General features: G+C 56.5%; 21 protein-coding genes. 11 read left to right on the top strand and 10 right to left on the bottom strand.

The genetic code is table 11. From position 1 onward, the window contains the following. Window positions 1-3 precede the first annotated feature (3 nt). Window positions 4-264, bottom strand: coding sequence for a 30S ribosomal protein S16 (gene rpsP, locus LVD14_RS08860; protein WP_237133728.1), 261 nt, complete (start codon window positions 262-264; stop codon window positions 4-6). A gap of 149 nt (window positions 265-413) precedes the next feature. After that, window positions 414-1,796 carry a signal recognition particle protein gene (ffh, locus tag LVD14_RS08855; RefSeq protein ID WP_237133727.1) on the bottom strand — a complete coding sequence of 461 codons (1,383 nt, stop codon included), beginning with the start codon at window positions 1,794-1,796 and terminating at the stop codon, window positions 414-416. A gap of 228 nt (window positions 1,797-2,024) precedes the next feature. Here ffh and LVD14_RS08850 point away from each other — a divergent pair, with 228 nt between their 5' ends. Both LVD14_RS08850 and LVD14_RS08845 read left to right on the top strand, forming a co-directional pair. After that, window positions 2,025-2,831 (top strand): inner membrane protein YpjD, encoded by an 807-nt coding sequence (locus LVD14_RS08850; RefSeq protein WP_237133726.1) that lies wholly within the window; start codon window positions 2,025-2,027, stop codon window positions 2,829-2,831. Window positions 2,832-2,837: 6 nt separating this feature from the next. Next, window positions 2,838-4,127, top strand: a complete 1,290-nt coding sequence (locus LVD14_RS08845) for an HlyC/CorC family transporter (RefSeq protein WP_237133725.1) — start codon at window positions 2,838-2,840, stop codon at window positions 4,125-4,127. A gap of 11 nt (window positions 4,128-4,138) precedes the next feature. On the opposite strand, the gene LVD14_RS08840 is transcribed toward LVD14_RS08845, so the two are convergent. Together LVD14_RS08840 and pspF are read right to left on the bottom strand one after the other, a co-directional pair. After that, on the bottom strand, window positions 4,139-4,921 hold the full coding sequence (locus LVD14_RS08840; RefSeq protein ID WP_237133724.1) for a 4'-phosphopantetheinyl transferase family protein: 783 nt from the start codon (window positions 4,919-4,921) through the stop codon (window positions 4,139-4,141). A gap of 50 nt (window positions 4,922-4,971) precedes the next feature. Continuing rightward, window positions 4,972-6,027 carry a phage shock protein operon transcriptional activator gene (gene pspF / locus LVD14_RS08835; protein WP_317622707.1) on the bottom strand — a complete coding sequence of 352 codons (1,056 nt, stop codon included), beginning with the start codon at window positions 6,025-6,027 and terminating at the stop codon, window positions 4,972-4,974. Between the two features lie 249 nt (window positions 6,028-6,276). Here pspF and pspA point away from each other — a divergent pair, with 249 nt between their 5' ends. From pspA to LVD14_RS08810, 5 genes are read left to right on the top strand one after another with little or no spacing between them, the layout of a single operon-like run. Beyond that, a complete protein-coding gene (pspA, locus tag LVD14_RS08830) occupies window positions 6,277-6,936 on the top strand; it encodes a phage shock protein PspA (RefSeq protein WP_237133723.1) in 660 nt (219 codons plus the stop codon). Window positions 6,937-6,948: 12 nt separating this feature from the next. Then, window positions 6,949-7,185 (top strand): envelope stress response membrane protein PspB, encoded by a 237-nt coding sequence (gene pspB, locus LVD14_RS08825; RefSeq protein ID WP_237133722.1) that lies wholly within the window; start codon window positions 6,949-6,951, stop codon window positions 7,183-7,185. Beyond that, window positions 7,169-7,915, top strand: coding sequence for a PspC domain-containing protein (locus tag LVD14_RS08820; protein WP_237133721.1), 747 nt, complete (start codon window positions 7,169-7,171; stop codon window positions 7,913-7,915). Before pspB ends, LVD14_RS08820 begins: the two co-directional genes overlap by 17 nt. A 6-nt stretch (window positions 7,916-7,921) precedes the next feature. Further along, window positions 7,922-8,287, top strand: coding sequence for a DUF3135 domain-containing protein (locus LVD14_RS08815; RefSeq protein ID WP_237133720.1), 366 nt, complete (start codon window positions 7,922-7,924; stop codon window positions 8,285-8,287). 43 nt (window positions 8,288-8,330) lie between these two features. Beyond that, a complete protein-coding gene (locus LVD14_RS08810; protein WP_237133719.1) occupies window positions 8,331-8,909 on the top strand; it encodes an NUDIX hydrolase in 579 nt (192 codons plus the stop codon). A 306-nt stretch (window positions 8,910-9,215) separates the two neighbouring features. Here LVD14_RS08810 and LVD14_RS08805 read toward each other — a convergent pair whose 3' ends face one another. From LVD14_RS08805 to LVD14_RS08790, 4 genes are all read right to left on the bottom strand, one after another. After that, window positions 9,216-9,527: a YqfO family protein gene (locus LVD14_RS08805; RefSeq protein ID WP_237133718.1), complete on the bottom strand. Its 312-nt coding sequence runs from the start codon at window positions 9,525-9,527 to the stop codon at window positions 9,216-9,218. Further along, window positions 9,527-13,447 carry a phosphoribosylformylglycinamidine synthase gene (purL, locus tag LVD14_RS08800; protein WP_237133717.1) on the bottom strand — a complete coding sequence of 1,307 codons (3,921 nt, stop codon included), beginning with the start codon at window positions 13,445-13,447 and terminating at the stop codon, window positions 9,527-9,529. The genes LVD14_RS08805 and purL overlap by 1 nt, the downstream gene beginning before the upstream one ends. Before the next feature lie 153 nt (window positions 13,448-13,600). Then, window positions 13,601-14,110, bottom strand: a complete 510-nt coding sequence (tadA, locus tag LVD14_RS08795) for a tRNA adenosine(34) deaminase TadA (protein WP_272907267.1) — start codon at window positions 14,108-14,110, stop codon at window positions 13,601-13,603. 30 nt (window positions 14,111-14,140) lie between these two features. After that, window positions 14,141-15,460: a DUF2254 domain-containing protein gene (locus tag LVD14_RS08790; protein WP_237133716.1), complete on the bottom strand. Its 1,320-nt coding sequence runs from the start codon at window positions 15,458-15,460 to the stop codon at window positions 14,141-14,143. A gap of 130 nt (window positions 15,461-15,590) precedes the next feature. Here LVD14_RS08790 and LVD14_RS08785 point away from each other — a divergent pair, with 130 nt between their 5' ends. Then, window positions 15,591-16,358 carry a MauE/DoxX family redox-associated membrane protein gene (locus LVD14_RS08785; protein ID WP_237133715.1) on the top strand — a complete coding sequence of 256 codons (768 nt, stop codon included), beginning with the start codon at window positions 15,591-15,593 and terminating at the stop codon, window positions 16,356-16,358. Window positions 16,359-16,445: 87 nt separating this feature from the next. Here the strand turns inward: LVD14_RS08785 and LVD14_RS08780 are convergent, their stop codons facing one another. Both LVD14_RS08780 and ilvD read right to left on the bottom strand, forming a co-directional pair. Continuing rightward, window positions 16,446-17,264, bottom strand: coding sequence for a class I SAM-dependent methyltransferase (locus LVD14_RS08780; RefSeq protein ID WP_237133714.1), 819 nt, complete (start codon window positions 17,262-17,264; stop codon window positions 16,446-16,448). Between the two features lie 76 nt (window positions 17,265-17,340). Continuing rightward, the gene (gene ilvD, locus LVD14_RS08775; RefSeq protein ID WP_237133713.1) at window positions 17,341-19,197 is read right to left on the bottom strand and encodes a dihydroxy-acid dehydratase; all 1,857 of its coding nucleotides are present in this window, start codon (window positions 19,195-19,197) and stop codon (window positions 17,341-17,343) included. A 184-nt stretch (window positions 19,198-19,381) separates the two neighbouring features. On the opposite strand from ilvD, the gene LVD14_RS08770 reads away from it, so the two are divergent. The 3 genes from LVD14_RS08770 to LVD14_RS08760 all read left to right on the top strand — a co-directional run bounded on the left by LVD14_RS08770 (window position 19,382) and on the right by LVD14_RS08760 (window position 23,094). Then, a complete protein-coding gene (locus LVD14_RS08770) occupies window positions 19,382-19,699 on the top strand; it encodes a DUF3817 domain-containing protein (protein WP_237133712.1) in 318 nt (105 codons plus the stop codon). Window positions 19,700-19,848: 149 nt separating this feature from the next. Next, entirely contained in the window at window positions 19,849-21,072 is a 1,224-nt protein-coding gene (locus LVD14_RS08765; RefSeq protein ID WP_237133711.1) for a carboxylate--amine ligase, read from the top strand. A gap of 42 nt (window positions 21,073-21,114) precedes the next feature. After that, the gene (locus LVD14_RS08760; RefSeq protein ID WP_237134635.1) at window positions 21,115-23,094 is read left to right on the top strand and encodes a hypothetical protein; all 1,980 of its coding nucleotides are present in this window, start codon (window positions 21,115-21,117) and stop codon (window positions 23,092-23,094) included. The last annotated feature ends 6 nt before the right edge of the window (window positions 23,095-23,100 follow it).

The raw sequence follows: 23,100 nt of genomic DNA, 5'->3' as shown, positions 1-23,100 counted from the left end.
CTATCAGGCCTGAGTGCTGGCGGCCGCGCTCGCCTGCTTGATCAGCTCAGCTACACGCTCGCTGGCCTGTGCGCCCTGGCCTTCCCAGTGCTTTACACGGTCCAGATCGATACGCAGACGCTCCTCGTTACCACGCGCTACCGGGTTGAAGAACCCAACGCGCTCGATGAAACGGCCGTCACGCGCATTACGCGAATCAGTTACCGTGATGTGATAGAAAGGCTTTTTCTTGGCGCCGCCGCGAGCCAGTCGGATTGTGACCATAGACTACATTTCCTAATGTTAGCTTCGTACGAAAACAGAGTATTCCCGACACAGTGCCGGAAAAAGTGCGGTATTCTAAGCGAATTGGCCGCCAGAGGGAAGAAAACTTTGGTTTTTTTCACACTGCGGCCAGACTGTTGGATCAGTTGTCAGAATCGCGGTGGACCACCAGCACCCGGGAAGCCTCCTGGCCCCCGCATACCGCCCAGGCCACGCATCATATTGGCCAGCGCGCCGCTCTTCATTTTCTTCATCATTTTCTGCATTTGTTTGTGCTGCTTCAGCAGACGGTTCAGATCCTGAATCTGTGTGCCAGAGCCCTGACAGATACGCCGCTTGCGCGATCCATTGAGGGCATCCGGGTTGCGCCGCTCCTTGGGCGTCATGGAGTTGATGATGGCCTCCATGCGACTGAACTGCTTTTCATCCACCTTGGCGGCTGCGCCAGGCGGCAAGGCGCCCATGCCAGGCATCTTGTCCATGATGCTGGCCATACCACCCATATTCTTCATCTGCTGCAGCTGTTCGCGAAAATCCTCAAGGTCAAAGCCCTTGCCCTTCTGGAATTTGCCAGCCAGCTTCTCTGCCTTGCTGCGGTCGACCTTACGTTCAGCTTCTTCGATCAGCGACAGCAGGTCACCCATGCCCAGTATTCGAGAGGCGATACGGTCTGGATAGAACGGCTCCAGCGCGTCAATCTTCTCGCCCATACCAATAAACTTGATCGGCTTGCCGGTGACCTGGCGTACGGACAGCGCGGCACCACCGCGGGAATCACCGTCTGCCTTGGTCAGCACCACACCAGTCAGTGGCAGAGCGTCGCTGAAGGCCTTGGCTGTGACTGCCGCGTCCTGACCAGTCATGGCATCAACCACAAACAGGGTTTCAATCGGGTTCAGTGTGCGGTGCAGACGGCTGATCTCGTCCATCATCTCGCCATCGATGGCGAGGCGACCAGCGGTATCCACCAGCAGCACATCAACAAATGCCTTGCGCGCTTCCTTGACCGCTGCCTGGGCAATGTCTTCCGGCTTCTGTGAGATATCTGACGGGAAGAACTTGACGCCAACTTCTTTGGCCAGGGTCTCCAGCTGTGCGATCGCGGCGGGACGATAAACGTCGGCGCTGACCACCATTACCGATTTTTTCTGATCGTTTTTCAGAAGGCGCGCCAGTTTGGCGACAGTAGTGGTTTTACCCGCACCCTGCAGACCTGCCATCAGGACGATGGCGGGCGGCTGGGCAGACAGGTCCAGTTTTTCGTTGGCCACGCCCATGACCGCTTCCAGCTCGGCCTGCACGATCTTGATGAAGGCCTGACCCGGACTCAGGCTCTTGGAGACCTCCTGTCCGACAGCGCGCAGCTTGACCCGCTCGATGAAGTCCTTGACCACAGGCAGCGCAACATCCGCCTCAAGCAGCGCACGTCTTACCTCACGCAGCGCCTCTTCAATGTTGTTTTCCGTCAGCGTCGCCTTGCCACTGATCTTGCGCAGGGCACCGGAGAGCCGTTCGGTTAAGCTGTCAAACATAGTCAATAGACCTCGGAAACTGGTATATCGTAAATAATGGCGCGTATTATCCCCTTGATGCGCGCCCGCTACAATAGCCGTCAGGCAGAGCTCCGGGCTCACGTGGCAAGCCAAAAAATGCTTCAACGCCTTGGACAGTTATGCGACACTCTGCCGACAACATGCGGGCTGAGCCCTTCAGACCCGCCCGCTTGAGCGATTACCAATAACAAGGATTTGTCTGCTTTCATGCCCATTTCGACGCTGTCAGGCATTGCTGCCATCGTGCTGTACATTGCCAGCCTGAGCTTTCAGAGTCACGCCATCCGGACCCAGAACGCCCGCATCAAGGCCGGTCCAGCTGTGGCCGCTACCGGGCTCGCTGCAATAGCGCTGCATGGCATAAGTGCCTGGCTGCTGGTTGTGCGTCCAGACGGTTACCATTTTGGCATTGTGCAGGTGAGCACTCTGATTCTGGCTGCCATCGCCCTGCTTGCCATGATCACCAACCTGCGCAGACCACTGGCCATCATTGTGCTGTGGGTCTTCCCGCTGGCAGCAGTGACGCTAATGCTGTCCCTGCTGATCGACAGCGACTACCCAGCACAGCAACTGACCTCCGGTCTGGCCGCGCATGTCCTGCTATCGATACTGGCTTACAGCCTGTTTGCACTGGCGTCGCTGCAGGCCGCTTTTCTGGCCTTCCAGAACTACAATCTGAGACATCAGCATGCATCAGCCGTGATCCGACGCTTCCCGCCACTGCAGGATATGGAAAAACTGCTGTTTGAACTGTTGTGGATTGCCCAGGTACTGTTGACGCTGGCCATTGCCGCAGGCTTCATGTTTGTTGATGACCTGATGGCTCAGGGACTGCCGCACAAGACAGTCTTCTCGGTGCTGGCCTGGACGGTGTTCTCGGTGCTGTTGTGGGGCCGGTATCGTCTTGGCTGGCGCGGGAACACGGCCATCAAGGGCACCCTGGCCGGGTTTGCCCTGTTGCTGCTGGGTTTTTATGGCTCAAAGATTGTCATCGAATTCATCCTCGGAGGTTAGGCACTGATGGACGGAGACTCATCGGTTCCCATTCTCACTGGTCTGCTGGTTTTTCTGATTTTCGCTTCAGCTTACTTCTCAAGCTCGGAAACGAGCATGATGTCGCTGAACCGTTATCGACTGAAGCACCTGGTGCGGCAAAAACACGCTGGCGCGCAGCGGGTCAGCCGCCTGCTGGAGGCGCCTGACAAACTGCTGGGAGTGATCCTGATCGGCAACAATTTCGTCAATCTGCTGTCTGCGTCGATCGCCACGTCCATTGCCATTCAATTGTTCGGCAATCCGGAAACCGTGCTGACCACGATTGTCATGACACTGCTGATCCTGATTTTTGCTGAAATCACACCAAAAACCATCGCCGCCCTGCATCCGGAGCGCATTGCCTATCCGTCCAGTCTGCTGCTGGTGCTGCTTCTGAAGTTACTGTATCCGCTGGTGTGGATGGCCAACCGCGTCTCTCACCTGTTGATTCGCGCCTTTGGCATCAAAGCCGAATCTTCTGCAGATCACCAGCTCAGTCCTGAAGAGCTGCGCACCGTGGTGCACGAATCAGCACAGCTGATTCCGGCCCAGGGCCAGGGCATGCTACTGAATGTGCTGGACCTGGAGAAGGTCACAGTGAACGACATTCTGGTGCCCCGCAGTGAGATCACCGGCATCAACATGGATGATGACCTGGACGACATTCTGCTGCTGATTGGCACCGCACAGCACACCCGTCTGCCGGTGTACAGCAAGGAAATCGACAATGTCATTGGCGTGCTGCATATGCGCAGCATTGCCCGACTGGCGCAGTCCAATGAAATTACCAAGGACGATATCAGCAACGAACTTGACCCGGCCTACTTCATTCCGGAAAGCACGCCGCTGCATACACAGCTGTTCAACTTTCAGCGTCATCGCAAACGCATGGCCTTTGTTGTTGATGAGTATGGTGACGTCAAAGGCATCATTACCCTGGAAGATATTCTGGAAGAAATTGTGGGTGAATTCACGACTGATGTGGCCGACAGCAGCCAGGACGTTCACCCGCAGGACGACGGCACCTATCTGATAGACGGCACGGCCACGCTGCGCGATATCAATCGCATTCTTGGCTGGGAACTGGATACCACCAATGCCAAGACGCTGAACGGCCTGTTGATGGAAACGCTGGAGTCCATCCCGGATTCAGCCATCGGCATCCAGATTGGTGAGTATTTTGCGGAGATCGTTCAGGTCAAGGACAACGTGATCAAGACGGTACGCATGTGGCGAGCCGAACCGGCCGAACAGGCCAACGAGACAGACGGCTGAGCTGCCTGACTTCAGATACTGGCGCGGCGCTGCTGCTGCCATTGCGCCGTCTGTACACCGGAGACAATATCGAAACCCTGCACGGTCAGCGACTGCGCACTGATGTCAGCCGCGCTCATCTGGCACGCCAGACCCAGACGAAAAGCGCCATGTATCCCAGACCATACCTGCCAGTGATCCACGCCTGATTCAGGTGCCGACTGTATCGGCTTGTGCAAAGTCATGGCCAGACCTTCCGCCGCGAGCGGGTCAAAAGAAAAGTGTCGCAGCGCATGTGCCAGCCCCATGCCACAGGCTTTCACGCAGGCCTCCTTGAGTGTCCAGATTTCCAGGAAAAGTGACTGCCTGATGTCGGCCGCACAGCTGTTGAGCAGCTGAAATTCTTCATTGGTAAAGAAGCGCTTTGCCAATGCCAGCGCATCCACCTCGCGTGTTTGCGGCTCGATATCGACCCCCACTTCGCCACTGTCGCACACCGCAATGGCCAGCATGCCGTCGGCGTGGGTCAGATTGTAGGAGCCGGAGGTCGGAACAACACCGGGCGGTGCGGATACAAAGGGTTTACCGTGATGTGAGCGCCTGAATCGCCAGGCACCCGGCTCAACAGCGGGCCAGTAGTGACTCAGTAATTTGCGTAATGCCACCCGCGTATGCAGAAAGGTGAACTGTCCTTTGGGTAGCCGCTGACTGTCAAAACGCTTTTGCTCATCTTCGCTGAGCAGCCCGGCAGACATCTCCTGCAACTGCTGCAGTGTCATGTCCGGCTCAGGAACAAGCCACAGATCAATAGACATTCCGCAATCCGGCCAGCAACTGAACCCTCATGTTTTTCCCGCCTTAACTTTCAGGAAATCAGATCGTACTTCCTGAGATAACCGCGCAACTGGTGATAGCTCAGGTTAAGAAACTCTGCTGTCTTGCGCTGATTAAACTGGCAGTGTTCCAGCGCTTTTTTCAGCATGTCTGTCTCGTAGTCCTGCATGTGCTGCCTGAAATCCAGCGGCTCAGCATTCCAGCCGGCAATGTTTGCTGCTGGTGCAGGCGCTGACGCGGTGTCCGTCACAGCCGGCATGGGTTCATCACCACTGGATTGTGCCGCACGCACTGGCGACACCGTGGGTCGGTAGGGAGATTCAAAGGGGTTAAATACCAGACGGCTGACCGTTTTCCCGGGATGCTGATAGACCGCACGCTCAACAACATTCTTAAGCTCGCGGATATTGCCGGGCCAGCTGTATTTGAGCATCTGCTGAATGACGCTGTCAGTGAAACCGGCAAAGTAGTCCAGCCCCAGCTCTTTTACCATGGCTACCGCAAAGTGCTCGGCCAGCACGATGATATCGTCGGATCGGGCACGCAGCGGCGGCAAGGTGATGACATCGAATGACAGACGATCGATCAGGTCTTCACGGAATTTGCCGGCCCTTCCCAGTGCCGGCAGGTCCTCATTGGTGGCTGCTATAAGCCGTACGTCCACGGTCAGGGTCTGATTGCCACCGAGGCGCTCAAACTCACCATATTCGATCACGCGCAGGATCTTCTCCTGTACCATCATCGAGGTATTGGCCAGCTCGTCGAGGAACAGTGTACCGCCATCAGCACGCTCGAAAAAACCTTTGCGCTGACCGGTGGCACCCGTAAAGGCGCCACTTTCGTGACCAAACAGCTGCGCCTCAAGCAAAGACTCACTGAGGGCCGCACAATTGATTTTAAGGAAGTTGTTTTGCCAACGGCTGGAGAGATAGTGCAGACGCGCTGCAATCAACTCCTTACCTGTGCCCCGCTCACCCACGATCAAAACCGGCTTATTAAGCGGCGCAACCTGCGAGACGTGCTCCTGCATTTCCAGAAAACAGGCAGATTCGCCTATCATACGCGGAAGGGAAATATCGTCAGACACCGAAACTCTCCTGTTTCTTATGGCCTGAAATCAAGCTCAGACCAACATGTCGCGAAAAATACCACTTATTGACTCAAACAACCAATAGAGCAAACAACTTAGTACCCGTAGAAAATATTTATATTCTTATATTTCAATGAGATATTGTTATTTTCAAAAACTGGCACAGAACCTGCTCACCACAGTATGGAACACAGTCGCACCCAAGGATGCACTGAAACACCAACACTATTTCAGAGGTAAGACAATATGGGTATCTTCTCACGCTTGAGCGACATCATTAACTCCAACATCAGCGCCATTCTGGATAAAGCTGAGAATCCGGAGAAAATGATCCGCATGATGATTCAGGAAATGGAAGAGACCTTGGTGGAGGTGCGCAGCAACACCGCCAAAGTGATCGCCGAAAAGAAAACCGTCAATCGTCGTATTGAGCAGTTGCGTCGTCAGGCCGCCGACTGGGAAGCCAAGGCCGAATTGGCACTGGGCAAGGATCGTGAAGATCTGGCCCGGGCGGCACTGGTCGAAAAGTCCTCTGTTCACACAACCATCACAATGCTGGAAAGCGAACTGGTCAAGCTGGATGACACGCTGGATAAGCTCAGCACCGAGATTGAACAGCTGCAGGCCAAACTGACTGATGCCCGCGCGCGTCAGAAGACTCTGCTGATGCGTACTAGTGCCGCTCAGTCACGCGTTGATATCAATCAAAAGCTGCACAGCACCAGTATTGACAGCGCCATGAACAAGTTCGAGTATTACGAGCGCAAGATCGACCTGATGGAAGGCCAGGTAGACAGCATGAACATCAAACAACGTGGCCTTGCCGATGAGTTTGAAGAGCTGGCAAATCGGGAAAAGATCGATCAGGAGCTGGAAAGCATCAAAGCCAAACTGAACAAACAGTAAAGGACCCCGGTCATGGAATTCTTTGAATTTGTCATAGCGCTCGTCTCCATTGGCGGCACATTCGTGACAATCTGGGTGGTTCTGCTGTACCGGCGCAAGGAGAAGCAATTGCCGGCTGCCGCTCAGACCTACACACTGAATGAGCTGAGTAAGTTGGCGGATACGATGAATCAGCGTATCGACACGCTGGAAGCGATACTCGACGCTGAGGTGCCGGGCTGGAGGGAACAGCATGAGCAATCCAAATGATCAAGGCGCTTTCACCCGCCCTCGCCCGAAACTGGCGCTGGACCGGGAAAACCGAAAACTGCTGGGTGTCTGCGCGGGATTTGCACGATACCTGGAAGTACCGGCGGCGCTGGTTCGTGTTATCTACCTGATTGCCTGTCTGGTCTCTCCGATTCTGCTGATCGCCTACTTCCTGCTGTACTGGCTGATCGAAGATGAGGAGCGACCTGCCCGCCTGAAGGCGGCAATCTCCCGCAAGCGCGATGACACGGAATCAGTCATGCGCGAAGCTGAACGCGAAGCGGGCTACCGGCCCGCTGACGACTCGGTAGAAAGCGAGCCCGCAGAGGAGGCTCCAGGGACAGGTCGATTCAACCTTAAGCGCCCTTTCTACCGCAGCAGACGCAATGTGCGCATTGCCGGTGTCTGCGCAGGAGTTGCAGATTACCTGGGTATCAGTACCTTTCTGGTACGTCTGATCACCTTCCTGTCGCTGTTTATCGTGGGGGGGCTGACGCTCTGGGCCTATGTGATCCTCTGGATTGTGCTTGACAAGGAGCCCAAAGTAAGTAAAAAAGGAACTCAGGGCACCCAGAGAACTCAGGATAGAGCCGCAGAAGCTGCGCGACACAAAGCCAGTGTTGATGATTGCGTCAACAATCTGCGAGCCACAGAGCAGCGCTTACAGGAAGTTGAAGCGTTTATCACATCCAAGCAGTTCCGGTTGCATTGTGAAATCAACAGGATCTGATCGACCATGGCAAAACTGCCGGACTTCGATACCTTGCTTGCCATGCATCGGGACGACCCCGATGCACTGGACCGGCTGCGCAACAAGCTGACCTCGGAACTGGTCGCTTCGGCCTCTTCCGACACTCAGCGCCGCCTGGCCGGACTGCAGTTCAGAATCAACATGGAGCTGCGCCGCGCAGGCAACCCGACTGCCGCCTTCCTGAAACTTTCCAACATGATGCAGGACTCGTTCTCCGAACTTAACTTCTGCCTCAACAACCCGATCGACGCTGTCAAAGCGAGACAAAACGGTCCGAAAGCTGATATTCTGCCCCTCGATTCTGCTGCCAGAAGGCAAAGCGATACACCCGGCACGCCTACCAGACACTGAGCGTGCCGCCAATTCAGCGTCAACGGTTACTGCCTGATATTTCATGAAATTTTGCCCTCAATGCGCCGGCCCGATAACTCATCACATACCGCCCGGCGATGACAAGCTGCGTTATTGCTGCATCCCCTGTGACAAAGTTTATTATCAGAACCCCAACAATGTAGTGGGCACCCTGCCAGTGTGGCAGGATCAGGTGCTGCTTTGCCGACGGGCCATAGAACCCCGCAAAGGCTATTGGACGCTGCCTGCGGGCTTTCTGGAGAATGGTGAGACGACTCTGGAAGGCGCCATCCGGGAAACCCACGAGGAAGCTGGTGCCGCGCTGCAACTGCCCTCAGACAGCCTGTATGCCCTGTTTAATCTGCCGGTCATCAATCAGGTGTATGTGTTTTTCCGCGCGGACCTCGCCAGCCTGGACTTCGACCCCGGTGAGGAAAGCCTGGAAGTTAAACTGTTCAGAGAGCACGAAGTGCCCTGGGACAACATAGCCTTTGCCGTCGTTCGAAAGACGCTGGAGCTGTACTTCGAGGATAGACGCAAACAGCACTATCCAGTGAGAATGTTTGATGTGAGGTATTCGCCAGAAAGAAAGGCGGATATTCAGTTGATCAGCCAGGGCTGAAAGGTTGTATTCCAGGCAGTTGGCCTTTGCGTCCCTGCGCGGCCGTTTGCGTCCTGCTCGCATCCTGCGTGTAATTTCCATTTACCCAGCGGCCGGAAGAACCGCTCTTTATCCTTGAGCTCCCTGCATGGCGGGCTTTGCCTAGCTTGGCGCATTATGTACATGGCTCGGCTTGCGTTCCCTTGATGGTAGTCTTGTCGCTACTCGGGGCCGATCTTACGTCACCTGACTTAGAATCTGCAACAAATTGTGTCGCAACTGCGACAAAGCGTCATAAGATGGGGATGAATGTATTCAGCTAATCCGTCAGTATGGCAACAGCGCCACGACATCGTAGGCGGGCTCTTCGTAGGGGTGCGACGCTTTCAGTGCCTGGATGACCGCCTCAATACAGGTTTCCGTACAAATCATCTCCACACGATACTCACTGACCGTCTCCAGCGCACCCTGCGAACCGATAAAGGGATTGGCACCATCCAGTGGCCGGAACTGGCCCTGACCGGCGACCTGCCAGCAACAGCTGTCATAATCGCCAATACGGCCCGCACCCGCCTCGAACACAGCCTGCTTGACCGTTTCAAGATGGGACTCGGGCACGTAAAAAGTCAGTTTCAGCATTACTTCAACCAGGCTCGGGCGTTGCGGAACATTCTCAGCGTCGGGGCGTCTTCCTGCCACTCCGCCGGATGCCATGAGTTCTGTACGGCACGGAACACACGCTCCGGGTGCGGCATCATGATTGTCACACGTCCATCGCGGCTGCAGACTCCGGCAATGCCGGCTGGCGAACCGTTAGGGTTCTCTGGGTAATGCTCCGTCACTTCACCATAATTGTCCACGTAGGCAGCGGCGATGCCTGATGCGGCCTTCAGCTGCGCGCGCTGGGTGGCGTCAGCGAACTGCGCCCGCCCTTCTCCATGCGCCACGGCAACCGGGAATACAGAGTCTTTCATGCCGGCGAAAAACACCGAGGGTGAATCGGGAACCTTCAGCAGACTGACACGAGCCTCAAACTGCTCAGAGCGATTGCGTTCGAAGCGCGGCCAGTTCTCTGCGCCCGGGATCAGCTCGTGCAGCAATGACATCATCTGACAGCCGTTACAGATGCCCAGCGACAGTGTGTTGTCTCGTTTGAAGAAGGCCTCAAACTGGCGTCGCAGTGGTTCATTAAACAGCACAGACTTGGCCCAGCCACCGCCGGCTCCCAGCACGTCGCCGTATGAGAAGCCGCCGCAGGCGGCCAATACGTTGAACGCATCCAGAGCAACGGCGCCGCTGAGCAGATCGCTCATGTGCACATCAACTGCCTTGAGGCCGGCACGATCAAACGCCGCTGCCATTTCAACATGACCGTTGACGCCCTGCTCACGCAGGACCGCTACGGCAGGACGTACGCCGGTATTGATAAATGGCGCAGAAATATTCTCGTTCACATCAAAGCTGAGGCGTGCATGCAGGCCCGGGTCTTTTTTGTCAGCAAGGCGTTCGTATTCCTGCTCGGCACACTCCGGATTGTCCCGCAAGGCCTGCATTTCGTAACTGGTGCGGGCCCAGACCTGCTGGCAATGTGTCCGTGTGGTGTCGAGCAGCAGACGACCTGAATTGAAAATGCGGATCTGGTCGCCAGCGACCGGCCGGCCGAGTACGCAGGCACAGTCGGACAGGCCAAACTCTTCGACCAGGCTGATAACCTGATTCAGCTGCGCCGAAGACACCTGCAGTACTGCGCCTGGTTCTTCGTTGAACAGCACGTCTATCTCGGTGGGTTGAACGTCCTGATCCGAGGAGAGCAGCTCCGCCAACTGAATATCCAGACCACAGTGTCCCGCAAACGCCATCTCCAGCAATGTCGTGATCAGACCGCCATCAGAGCGGTCGTGATAGGCCAGCAGCAGGCCGTCGGCGTTAAGCTGCTGGATCAGACCAAAGAAGTTTTTCAGATCGTCAGGACTGTCCAGGTCGGCTGGTGTTTCACCGAGCTCGCGGTAAACCTGCGCCAGTGCCGAGCCGCCCATGCGGTTGCGGCCACGTCCCAGATCCAGCAACAGCAGCTCGGTATCGCCTCGCTCCAGCCGCAGCTGTGGGGTGATGGTCCTGCGTACATCCTGTACTGGCGCAAAGGCCGACACTATCAATGACAACGGCGCGGTGTTGCTCTTTGCCTCGCCGTTTTCCTTCCAGACCGTGCGCATGGACATTGAGTCCTTGCCTACCGGAATACAGATACCCAGCGCCGGGCACAGCTCCATACCGACTGCGCGAACGGTCTCGTACAGGCGCGCATCCTCTCCGGTGTGGCCGGCCGCCACCATCCAGTTCGCCGACAGTTTGATATCACGTATGTCTCTGATGCTGGCCGAGGCGATATTGGTGATGGCCTCAGCAACCGCCATGCGGCCTGATGCGGGCGCATCCAGCAGTGCGATCGGCGTTCGCTCGCCCATGGCCATGGCTTCACCGGCATAGCTGTCGAAAGAGGCGGCTGTCACGGCGGCATCAGCCACCGGTACCTGCCAGGGCCCAACCATCTGGTCGCGTGACACCAGACCGGTTACGGTGCGGTCACCAATGGTAATCAGGAAATTCTTGCTGGCGACTGCTGGAAGACTCAACACCCGCTCAAGCGCATCATCGAGCTCAATCTGGGCCGTATCCAGTCCCACGGTGCGTACCGTCTCGCTGCGCACATCGCGGTGCATACGCGGGGGTTTGCCAAACAGCACCGACATCGGCAGGTCAATCGGACGATTGCCGAAGTGGCTGTCGTCCAGCGCAATATGTTTCTCTTCAGTCGCCTCACCCACTACCGCGAAGGGGCAACGTTCTCGCTTGCAGATGGCTTCGAAGTCGGCCAGACGATCGGGCATCACCGCCAGTACATAACGCTCCTGTGCTTCGTTACACCAGATTTCCAATGGCGACATGCCTGATTCCGCGTTCGGCACCTGACGCAGTTCAAAACGACCACCACGCTCGCCGTCTTTAACCAGCTCGGGCAGCGCATTGGACAGGCCACCGGCACCGACGTCGTGAATGAAGGCAATCGGATTGTTGTCGCCCATCTGCCAGCAGCGATCGATAACTTCCTGGCAGCGACGTTCGATTTCCGGGTTTTCGCGCTGCACTGAGGCAAAATCCAGATCGGCACTGCCGGATCCGGCTGCCATCGACGAGGCCGCACCACCACCGAGTCCGATCAGCATTGCCGGACCGCCCAGCACGATCAGTTTAGCGCCTGGCGCAAAGGGCTGCTTCTGCACATGTGACTCACGAATGTTGCCGATACCACCAGCAATCATGATGGGCTTGTGGTAACCACGGACTTCGTTGCCATCTACCGCAGGCACCGACTCCTCATAGGTACGGAAATAACCGCAGAGATTGGGCCGGCCAAATTCGTTATTGAAGGCTGCCGCACCAATCGGTCCTTCCAGCATGATATCCAGCGCCGAGACGATGTGCGCCGGGCGACCGAAATCTTCCTCCCAGGGCTGTGGCAATGCCGGTATGCGAAGATTGGACACGCTGAACCCGCACAGGCCCGCTTTGGGTTTGGCGCCTGTGCCGGTAGCACCTTCGTCGCGGATTTCACCACCGCTGCCGGTTGCCGCACCCGGGAATGGCGCGATGGCGGTCGGATGATTATGTGTCTCCACTTTCATCAGAATGTGGATGGGTTCCTCTGTGTAGGTGTATTCATGTGTGAGCGGCTGCGGGAAAAAACGCCCCGCAACGCTGCCACTCATGACGGCCGCATTGTCCTTGTAGGCAGACAGAACGTTGTCCGGAGATTTGGCGTGCGTGTTGCGGATCATGGCAAACAGCGACAGATCCTGATCTATGCCATCGATAGTCCAGCTGGCGTTAAATATCTTGTGCCGGCAATGCTCGGAATTGGCCTGCGCAAACATCATCAGCTCTACATCGTTGGGATTTCGGCCAAGCCTGGTGAAGGCATCCACCAGATAATCGATTTCATCATCTGCCAGCGCCAGACCGAGCTCACGATTGGCGTTCACCAGCGCCTGACGGCCCTTGCCCAGCACATCAACCTGCGCCATGGCGGCCGGCTCGGCGTGGGTAAACAGCTGAGCGGCCTGCTCCACTTCATTCAGGACGGCCTGGGTCATCTTGTCGTGCAGGTGGGTATCGAGCAGTTTCAGCTCATCATCGCTAAGCGAGCCTTCGACCGTGACATGCCACTCAATGCCGCGCTCCAGGCGCGCAACGTCTTTCAGACCACAATTGCGGACAATGTCAGTCGCCTTGCTCGACCAGGGTGAAATGGTGCCCGGGCGCGGCACAACCAGCCGGTACACGCCCTGGGCACTGCCCTGCGTTTCTTCTGCCATGTCGCCATAGGCAAGTAACTGCCCCAGAATCTCCAGCTGCTCGCTTGCTATGGGTGCGTCACAGTCAACCAGATGGACAAATCGCGAGTGAATTGCCGTTACTGCTGGCAGGTCCTGCTGAACGCCGCGGAGCAGTTTGCGAAGTCTGAAGTCGGAATGAGCGGTGCTGCCGGGAAGAACTAGCATTGTGTCAGATAGCCTTACAAGTTGGTGGTCAGGGATGCAGGTTACCGGACACAGACGCGCCGGCATTCGGGTGCGACGATTATACAGGAGTCGCCCTGAAAAATCAGACTATTGTCACCATATGGTGGCTTCTGGGCTGGCTAATCGGAGGGCTTAGCGACGGCGCTCGCGGAAAAACCGGCGCATCCGCTCGGCGCTGGGCTCAGCAAGTACCCCTGCTGTCACCGCTAACTTGTGGTTATACTGACCCTGCGCCAGCAGGCGCTGACCACTGACAACGGCGCCATAGCGAGGCTCCTCGGCTCCGTATACAAGCCGCGCTATGCGAGCATGAATAATGGCGCCGAAGCACATGGTACAGGGCTCGATTGTCACATAGAGGCTACAGTCAGGCAGACGATAGTTACCAAGTCTGCGACTGGCTTCACGCAGGGCCATGATCTCCGCATGAGCGGTGGGATCGTGACTGCGCCGGGGCTGGTTGAAGCCGTGCCCTATAATCGCACCCTGATACACCACAACCGCTCCAACCGGCACTTCGTTCACCTGGGCAGCCTGGTCAGCCAGAAGCAGAGCCTGCTCCATCCAGAAATGATCTTCGCGCTGCGCTGGCGCCAGCAACTCTATGGCTGCCTGCTTATCTGGATCGCTGTTTTCTGCCATGGCGCCCCCCTGCTGCCTGCATCGTTTGTTTCACTGTTTATCGTGTGCCGATGGCTGCCCATGCTCGGCGGGTGTTTCAAGCACGGCCAGAACCCGTTCGCGATCAGCCTCCAGAGTGAGTGCCTGCATGGCACGATCACGCGCGAGCAGAGACTGTTTGCTGGCCGCTTCCCGAAACGGGGCATCGCCCAGTTCTCCCAGCGCCCGCAAGGCTTTTTGCAGGCGCAACTGGATCTCGACATGCGCCGCACCGTCGCGGGCAATCAGCATGAACGAATCTTCAAACAGGTCTGCTGTGTCAAGCGTCGGAATGTAGACGCGGGGATATCTTGGTGAGCTGGCACTGGCTGAGCCAGTGTCTGTCGACGAGGACCCTTCGGCCCACCGTGACAGTAGCCGCGTCTGCCGTCCAATTACATCAATCGCGGTGCCAGGGTCGTTGACGCCGGGCGACAGAGCGCGACAGGCAATTTCGCTGAGCACCGCCAGACCAAACCGGGGATCCTGATCAAAGCTGCGATCATCGTCAATAGTTATTGCATCACAGATGGCAGCGCTCAGCGCAGCGGAGTCAACTTCGCTGCTGTTGTCACACTCAAACCAGCCCAGCACAGCACCTTTGTAAACGAAGGCACCTGGAACAACGGACAGGAAAATTCTGACGGACATTTTTTCGCAGCATTCGGTTAACGCAGACATGTCGATATGCTGGACATATCCAATGCGTGAAGCGCACACCTGCGCAGCCGTATCGACGTCGGCGAGATCTGCATCAATGCGCGGCTGTCCTCCCAGGCAGGGCTCGCGCAGATACTCATCCATGGCACGTCGCGTTGCCTGCTCGACCTGCGCAGTAGTTTCGCCAACACGCCCGAACCTTGTCAGGTGATCGATCCAGCGCAACAGCGAAATGACGACCAGTGCCAGCACACCCAGCGTGACGGCAAACAGCAGAATACGGCCCTGATCGCCGTAGGCGCCAACCTGCAGCGCAATAATGCCCACAACACTGAAAAGGAATGAGCCTACAAACGCAGACAGGACATTCTGCGTGGTATGGTCCTCAGTCAGCAGTTTTATGGCCCGTGGTGTGACATTGGTGGATGCGGCTCCATAGGCGCTCACCATGACACTCAGTGAAAATGTCGTAACCGCCAGCATGCTTGTCGCAAGGATATTAAGTATGCGATCAATCGATTCCGCCTCGATGGTGAACGGAAAACTGAAGGGGATGAGCGTATCAGCTGTGGTGGCAATCATCGCCGCTGCCACACCCAGCCCGCCAAGCAGAGTAGCCCGCACCCAAAGCCGCCTGATAAGGTGCATCAGCACCCATTGCCAACGTGGCATAAGCTATCAGCCTGAATTTTTGTGAATAATGCTGAAGGTATGTCAAAAAGAGTGAAGGAGCAAGAAACCTGGTGGAACTCATTGACTGTATGACAGTCACAAGAGTACCCAATTAGTTTTATGAGGTGCCATGACAAACGAAACGACTGCCAATAGAAATGCAACACTGTATCGCATGGACATGCCCGGGCACCTGTGCCCATTTGGATTGAAATCCCGTTATCTGTTACGACGCCAGGGTTACCAGGTAGAGGATCACAAACTGCGATCACGACAGGAAGTTGAATCGTTTAAAAAGAAACACGATGTGGATACCACACCACAGACCTTCATCGATGGAGAACGCATCGGCGGTTATGAATCCCTGCGCCAGTATTTTGGCAAAGCATCTGCCGAAGACGAGGGGCTCAGCTACCGGCCAGTCATCGCGCTCTTTCTCGTCGCCGCACTGATGGCACTATCCATCAGCTGGGCCACAGCAGGTTCTGTGATTACCGGACGAACACTTGAATGGTTTGTGGCAGGCGCAATGACGCTGCTGGGACTCCAAAAACTCAAGGATGTCGAAGCCTTCTCCAGCATGTTTCTCAATTATGATTTATTGGCGCAGCGTTATGTTGGATACGCCTACCTCTACCCTTTTGGGGAAACGCTGGCTGGTTTGCTGATGATTGCAGGGGCGCTGGTCTGGATTTCAGCACCGGTCGCGCTGTTTATCGGTAGTGTTGGCGCCGCCTCAGTTTTTAAAGCCGTGTATATCGACAAGCGGTCCCTTAAGTGCGCCTGCGTTGGCGGGGACAGCAAGGTGCCACTTGGCTTTGTTTCATTGACCGAAAATCTCATGATGATGGGCATGGGTATCTGGATGATTGCCCGCGCTGCTTTGCACAATGTTTAATGACTAAAGCTGCTGTGTTAGTGCTGCCTACAATTTCAGGTGGCAAAAAAAAGCCCGCCAGATTGGCGGGCTTTTTCAATTTCGGTATTACTCCGGCTTTCTGAATTTCAGCGTCATACGATCGCTTTCGCCAATCGCCAGGTAAGTATCACGGTTCTCATCGCCCAGCCGCAGCGTTGGCGGCAGCGTCCAGACGCCAGACGGATGGTCTGCAGTATCAAGCGGGTTGGCATTGATTTCCGATTTTTCTTCCAGATAGAAACCCGCTGCCTGTGCCAGCTCGATGGTATACGCCTCGGTCACATAACCGGTGGTTTCCATCACATCCATGCCACTGCCTTCTGGCGCGCGGTGCTCGACCACACCCAGAACACCGCCCGGTTTGAGGGCCCGATAAAAGGCTTCGAAGTGCTCTTCCTGCGTCCCGGCCATGATCCAGTTGTGCACATTGCGGAAGGTCAGCACCATGTCTGCCGAGCCCGCCGGAGCGATTTCGGTATCAGCTGGTGGATGCAGCCGGGTCACAATAACTTCATCGTAGATCTCATTGTGATTGGCCAGTTTCTGGCGGTAGCGCTCCAGCATGGGTGGCTGATAGGAAATTCCCGAGGTCGGTGAGAAATGGGCTGCGTAGTAAGTACCGTTCTCTTTCAGAAACGGTGCCAGAATTTCTGTGTACCAGCCGCCGCCCGGCAATACCTCAACAACTGTCATGTCGGATTCGATGCCGAAGAACTGCAGCGTCTCAACCGGGTTTCGGTACTGATTGCGCTCGATATTCGCCGGGTCGCGATGATCTGCGGTAATCAGTTCCTGCAGCCGCTGTGCGTCATCGGCCTGAACGGCTGATACCGAAAACAGTGCCAGCGAAACAGCGGCGGTCAAATTCAATGTCTGCAAACGCATAATCCACTCCTGATACATCAAGTATGGGCCTGACACCTTAGCGCAGCCAGGCATGTCTGTCACCAATACGGCCTGCTCAGTCGAGCAGCTCCAGATTACGGACAGCCCCACGGTCAGCACTGGTCGCCAGCATGGCGTAGGCCTTCAGCGCCGCCGAGACCTTGCGCGGCCGCGGCTCGGCGGGTTTCCAGCCCAGCGTGTCCTGTTCGGCACGGCGTGCCGCCAGATCCTCATCACTGACCAGCATGTCGATGCGCCGGTTGGGGATGTCAATGCGGATACGATCACCGTTGCGCACCAGACCGATATTGCCGCCGGCCGCAGCCTCAGGCGAACAGTGGCCTATAGACAGACCGGATGTACCCCCGGAGAAGCGCCCATCGGTCAGCAGCGCGCAGGCTTTGCCGAGGCCCTTGGACTTGATGTAGCTGGTCGGGTACAGCATTTCCTGCATGCCAGGCCCGCCTTTTGGACCCTCGTAGCGAACCACAACCACGTCACCGGCTTTGACCTTGTCATCGAGGATGTTGCGTACCGCCTCATCCTGGCTTTCCACCACATGAGCCGGCCCTTCGAATACCATCAGGCTGTCATCGACGCCAGCCGTTTTGACCACACAGCCGTTCTCTGCCAGGTTGCCAAAAAGAACCGCCAGTCCCCCTTCTTTGCTGAAGGCATTCTCGTAGGAACGGATACAGCCCTGGGCTCTGTCAGTGTCCAGACTCTCCCAGCGCGCGTCCTGACTGAAGGCGACCTGGGTCGGAATGCCACCCGGTCCTGCCATATAAAAGGTTTTCACTTCTTCACTGGGGTTGCGGGCGATATCCCACTGATCCAGCGCATCCTTCATGGTAGGCGCATGGACAGTTGGCACATCGGTGTGCAGCTTACCTGCACGGTCAAGCTCGCCCAGGATGGCCATGATACCACCGGCACGGTGAACATCCTCAATGTGGTACTTGTTGGTATTCGGCGCCACTTTGCACAGTTGCGGCAGATCACGCGACATGCGATCGATATCCGCCATGGTGAAATCAATTTCGGCTTCCTGCGCAATCGCCAGCAGGTGCAGAATGGTATTGGTGGAACCGCCCATGGCAATATCCAGCGCGATGGCATTTTCGAAGGCCTTGAAACCAACAGAGCGCGGCAGCACAGAGGCGTCCTCCTGCTCGTAGTACTTGCGGCACAGTTCCACAACCTGGCGACCTGCCTGGCGGAACAGTTTTTCACGGTCAGCATGCGTAGCCACCACTGTGCCATTGCCAGGCAGGGACAAGCCCAGTGCTTCAGTCAGACAGTTCATGGAATTGGCAGTGAACATGCCGGAACAGGAGCCGCAGGTCGGACAGGCAGAGCGTTCGACTTCTGCCAGTTCGGCATCCGACACTTTGTCGTCGGCGGCCATGACCATGGCGTCAATCAGGTCCAGTTTACGAATCTCGATGGTCTGGGTTTCCGGACGTGCCAGCTGCACCTTGCCGGCCTCCATCGGTCCACCGGATACAAAGATCACTGGGATATTCAGACGCATGGCGGCCATCAGCATGCCGGGGGTGATCTTGTCGCAGTTCGAGATACATACCAGAGCATCGGCGCAGTGGGCGTTGACCATGTACTCCACCGAATCGGCAATGATGTCGCGACTGGGCAGTGAATACAGCATGCCATCGTGCCCCATGGCGATGCCATCGTCGACCGCGATTGTATTGAATTCTTTCGCGACACCACCCGCCGCTTCGATCTCACGCGCCACCAGCTGGCCCAGATCCTTCAGATGCACGTGCCCCGGTACAAACTGCGTAAAGGAGTTCGCAATCGCAATAATGGGTTTGCTGAAATCCTCGTCTTTCATGCCAGTGGCACGCCAGAGCGAACGGGCACCAGCCATGTTGCGGCCGGCGGTTGAGGTCTTGGAACGGTAAGCGGGCATGACTGAACTCCTGGCTGATATCTCGTCCGTGCTTAAAAGCCGGCGATTATACCGTCAGGAGCGGCCTGTGTGCAGTAGTTACGGGTGCCGGCCAGTTCGTTGCCTGCTGTCAGGCGGCGTTGATCCGGCAAGCACGCACCGGCATAATGGCGCGCTTGTTTCCGCATTCTGAGTATCAGCCCTCATGACCCATCTTCCATTGTCCCCGGCAGGCAGACTGTTTTCAGTCGTCGCACTTTTTGAGGCCCTCACCTGGGCCGGTCTGCTGGTGGGCATGTTTCTGAAATACGTCACCGAAACCACCGACCTGGGAGTGTGGCTGTTTGGCCGCCTGCATGGCGGTGCGTTCATCATCTATGTGATCGTATGTGTCTACTGCAGCGCGCGCCTGCGCTGGTCCTGGCAGATGAGTCTGCTCGCCCTGCTCGCGGCCATTCCCCCCCTGGTGACACTGCCTTTGGAAATCTGGTTTCGTCGCCGCGGACTGCTGTCAACGCGCTAACTTCTACCCAAGCTTCGCCTGATTCCGGGCTTATCTGTGCCACCAGGCACCGTGCAACTGACTGCCAACTAAGGTACAGTGGTTTCCGAAATCATTGAAATTCAAAGTGAAATGCCGGCAGCTGCTGGCATAAAGGGTAAGGTATTGGCATGAAGAAAGACCCAAACAAAGGGTATATCGCGCTACTGGGTTGGAGCCTGAACGCTGTAGAGGCGGCAGAAACGTTTGATCGCCGCTATGTCGTGGTCGCTCCTGACTGGGCCGAGGAATACTGTGAGAAACACAATATTCCCTATCTGTCCTGGAACTTTGAAAGACTGAATGACCGATCCATGGAGATCGCTGAGACCCTGAAGGAAATGGGTGTCGATATTGCCATCCCCCTGTATGAGGAAACTGTCGAGTGGGCTGGTGCCATAAACTCGGTACTGCTGGACAACCCGCGCCTGTATGGACAGTCTCTGCTGCTACGTGACAAGGCACTGATGAAACGCAGGGCGCAGCTGGGCGGCATTCGCGTCGGCATTTTCGAAGAGGCACACGACAAGGAAGATGTGGTTCGTTTTCTGAAACGCGTCAATCAGACTCTGCTGAAACTGGACGGCGACCCCAACGATCCGATTCACTTAAAAGCTTTCGACAAGGCAGGCTGCCTGGGGCATCGTGTAATTCGTACCCCCGATGAGGTCGACTCCATTCCCGATGAGGAATTTCCGGTGTTGATGGAATCCCATCTGGATGGCTGGGAGTTTGCGGTTGAGGCCTGGATCCACAACGGCAAGATCGTATTCCTGAACATCTCTGAGTATGTAACACTTGGCTACTCGGTATTTGTGCCAGCCTCACCGGAACTCGAGAAATACCGTCCACAGATTCGCGCCCAGATCGAGAAGCTGATCAAGGCCTTCGACATTGAATTTGGCCTGATTCACCCGGAATACTTCGTCACCAGTGATGGCGAAATGTACTTTGGCGAGGTGGCTTACCGCCCACCGGGTTTCAAGGTATTCGAACTGCTTGAACGCGTGTATGGCTTCAACGCCTATCAGGCCAGCATGCTGGTATTCGACCCCAAGACCACCGCAGAAGAAGTTAAGGCGTTTTTCCCGAAAGAAGTCGAGGACGCCGATGGTTACGCCGGCTGTTTTGGTGTCTATCCACGACGACGCGTGGTCAGCCAGCTGGTCATCCCCGAAGAGGTGGACAACAACCCCTACTTTGAGTCTCACGAGCTGACACCACCGTTGGAAGAAACCGTCACCAAGCGCACAGCGTTTGGCACACACTGGGGACTGGTGTACTTTCGGGGTGAGGATGCACAGAAGCTGCATGACACACTGAAGGCTCAGGAAGAGCTGGACTATTACATCTAGCAGGCAGGACCCGCGGGAGATATCGACTTGTCGGACGATTTAATGACAGGTTTGCTGCAAAAACTGGATGCGGCCATCCTACAACTGGCGCGCGCTCCGGATTTTTCCAAACCCACACGGCTACAGCCGGTCATCGACCTTGCGCGTCGCGTGTTGCAGCAACCAGGTGGCTGCGCGGCGATCGAGGAGCGTGCCGAAGCACTGGAAGAGGCTGGTGTGTTTGAAGGCTCGGACTGGGCGCAGCCGGCGATCCTGGTACCTTCACTGAGTGGGCAGTCACTGCGTGGCAGTGATGCCACTCTGCTGGTCATTGAGGCCTTGAGCGAACTGCGCATGCTGGCTGTGGCCAAATCGCGCTACCAGCACTCCTCCTTGAGCGCGGTGGCTGCAAAGCATTTTCTGACCCAGGTCCTGGCTCTGAACCTGCCAATTCTGTTCGGCTCAGTAGGCGAGTCCGAGCGCGAAACACAGGGTCGTCTGGCGCTGATTCCCAGCCTTCTGCTGCAGCATCTGGCGTCTCGCATCGGCTTTGAACACATCATTGATGAGCTGATCAACGAAATCTGGCGCATCCTTCAACAGCGACCTATTCAGGTCGATCCTGTCAAACAGATGATCACACAGATCAGCCTGTGCCAGGCCAACCCCGACATAGATCTGGGCAGCAGCGGCCAGGGTGCCAACCGCCTGGTCAGCGCACTGTTCGGCCCGACGCAGGCCTGTCATGAAGATCCCGGCGTCGAAGTGTATCAGCAACGACTGGAATCCATGGACACCACGGCCTTGCAGTATGAGGCAACCGGTTTTGCCCGTGCCATGCACGACACCGGACTGGTATCGCCCTATCACGCTGTCCTTTTGAAACAGGTGGCCCAGCATGGCGATCAGTTGCTTGCCGAAGCCCTGGGTCTTTCTGCAACCGGGCGCGACTGCCTGCTGTGTTTTCGTGACCTGGTGCACAGCATTATTGACGACTGCCTGTTTCCAGAAACTGCCCAGGGTATCTATGGACTGGCACTGACGCTGGAGCGCGGTATTTTCTATCAGCCACCGGTAGCACCCGCCTTGTGGCGTCAGCTGGGTCTGGAACTCGCGCCATGGTCGAAGGCGCGTCTGTCAGCAGCGTTTGGCGACGCGGTTCCGCATCGGGCCCGGCTAATGGAAGGAGTGCTTTGTATGCTGGGCCTGCCGCTGGGTGTTGGGCAGGGTAACAACCCCACCTGCCAGTCAGCGCGCGCCCTGTCGATGTGGTCATACAACGATCCGGACTATCTACTGCAGATGGTGACCTGGGCTGCCCGCGATGATGAAATTGTCATGCACTTTGAGGGTAAATCCATTTCATCACGAGAGAGCCTGAGTGGTGTCGCGCAGACGCTGCCGCTGGACCTCGATCCTGTTTCTCTGCTTGTGGTACCACACCTGGACAGAATATACGCGGAAATGGGCCGCCACTGCATTGGTCGCGATGGTGATCCGCACCAGTGGATCAATCCCGAGTTCCACGGCTGGTGGACCGGACGCGGTTTCCGAATCAATGTTGATGTCGGCACCGGCCATCTGCATGAGCTGGAAAGTTTCTATCGACACTTTTACGCGCACTACCACCCCGGGTACAACGGCAATCAGCCGCTGATTCATCCGCAACCTGCTGGCATTGCCGTCACCGACAGCGCCGCGCGATTCATTGGCTGGCATGCCATCACCATCATTCGAGCTACCGTGGATCCCCAGGGAACAACGCGGGTGTACTTTTTTAATCCGAATAATGACAGCGGACAGGACTGGGGTAATGGTGTGAAGGTCAGCACGGCCGGCCACGGGGAACGGTTTGGCGAGTCATCGCTGTCGTTTGCCGAGTTTGCGTCACGCCTCTACATCTTCCATTACGATCCACTCGAACACGGGGCGTTGGCAGATGTCAGCGAGCAGGAGCTGAACGATGTGATATCGATGGTGGAAAGCAGTTGGGGCGCCTCGCGGCGCCCCGAACCAGGTATTCAGGCAGCTCTCTCAAACTGAGATTGC

Origin of the sequence: Pseudohongiella sp. O18 (assembly GCF_021729085.1) — a bacterium.
Taxonomy (GTDB): domain Bacteria; phylum Pseudomonadota; class Gammaproteobacteria; order Pseudomonadales; family Pseudohongiellaceae; genus Pseudohongiella.
The sequence above is the reverse complement of the archived record's forward strand: the minus strand, read 5'-3'. Positions and strand labels throughout refer to the sequence as shown.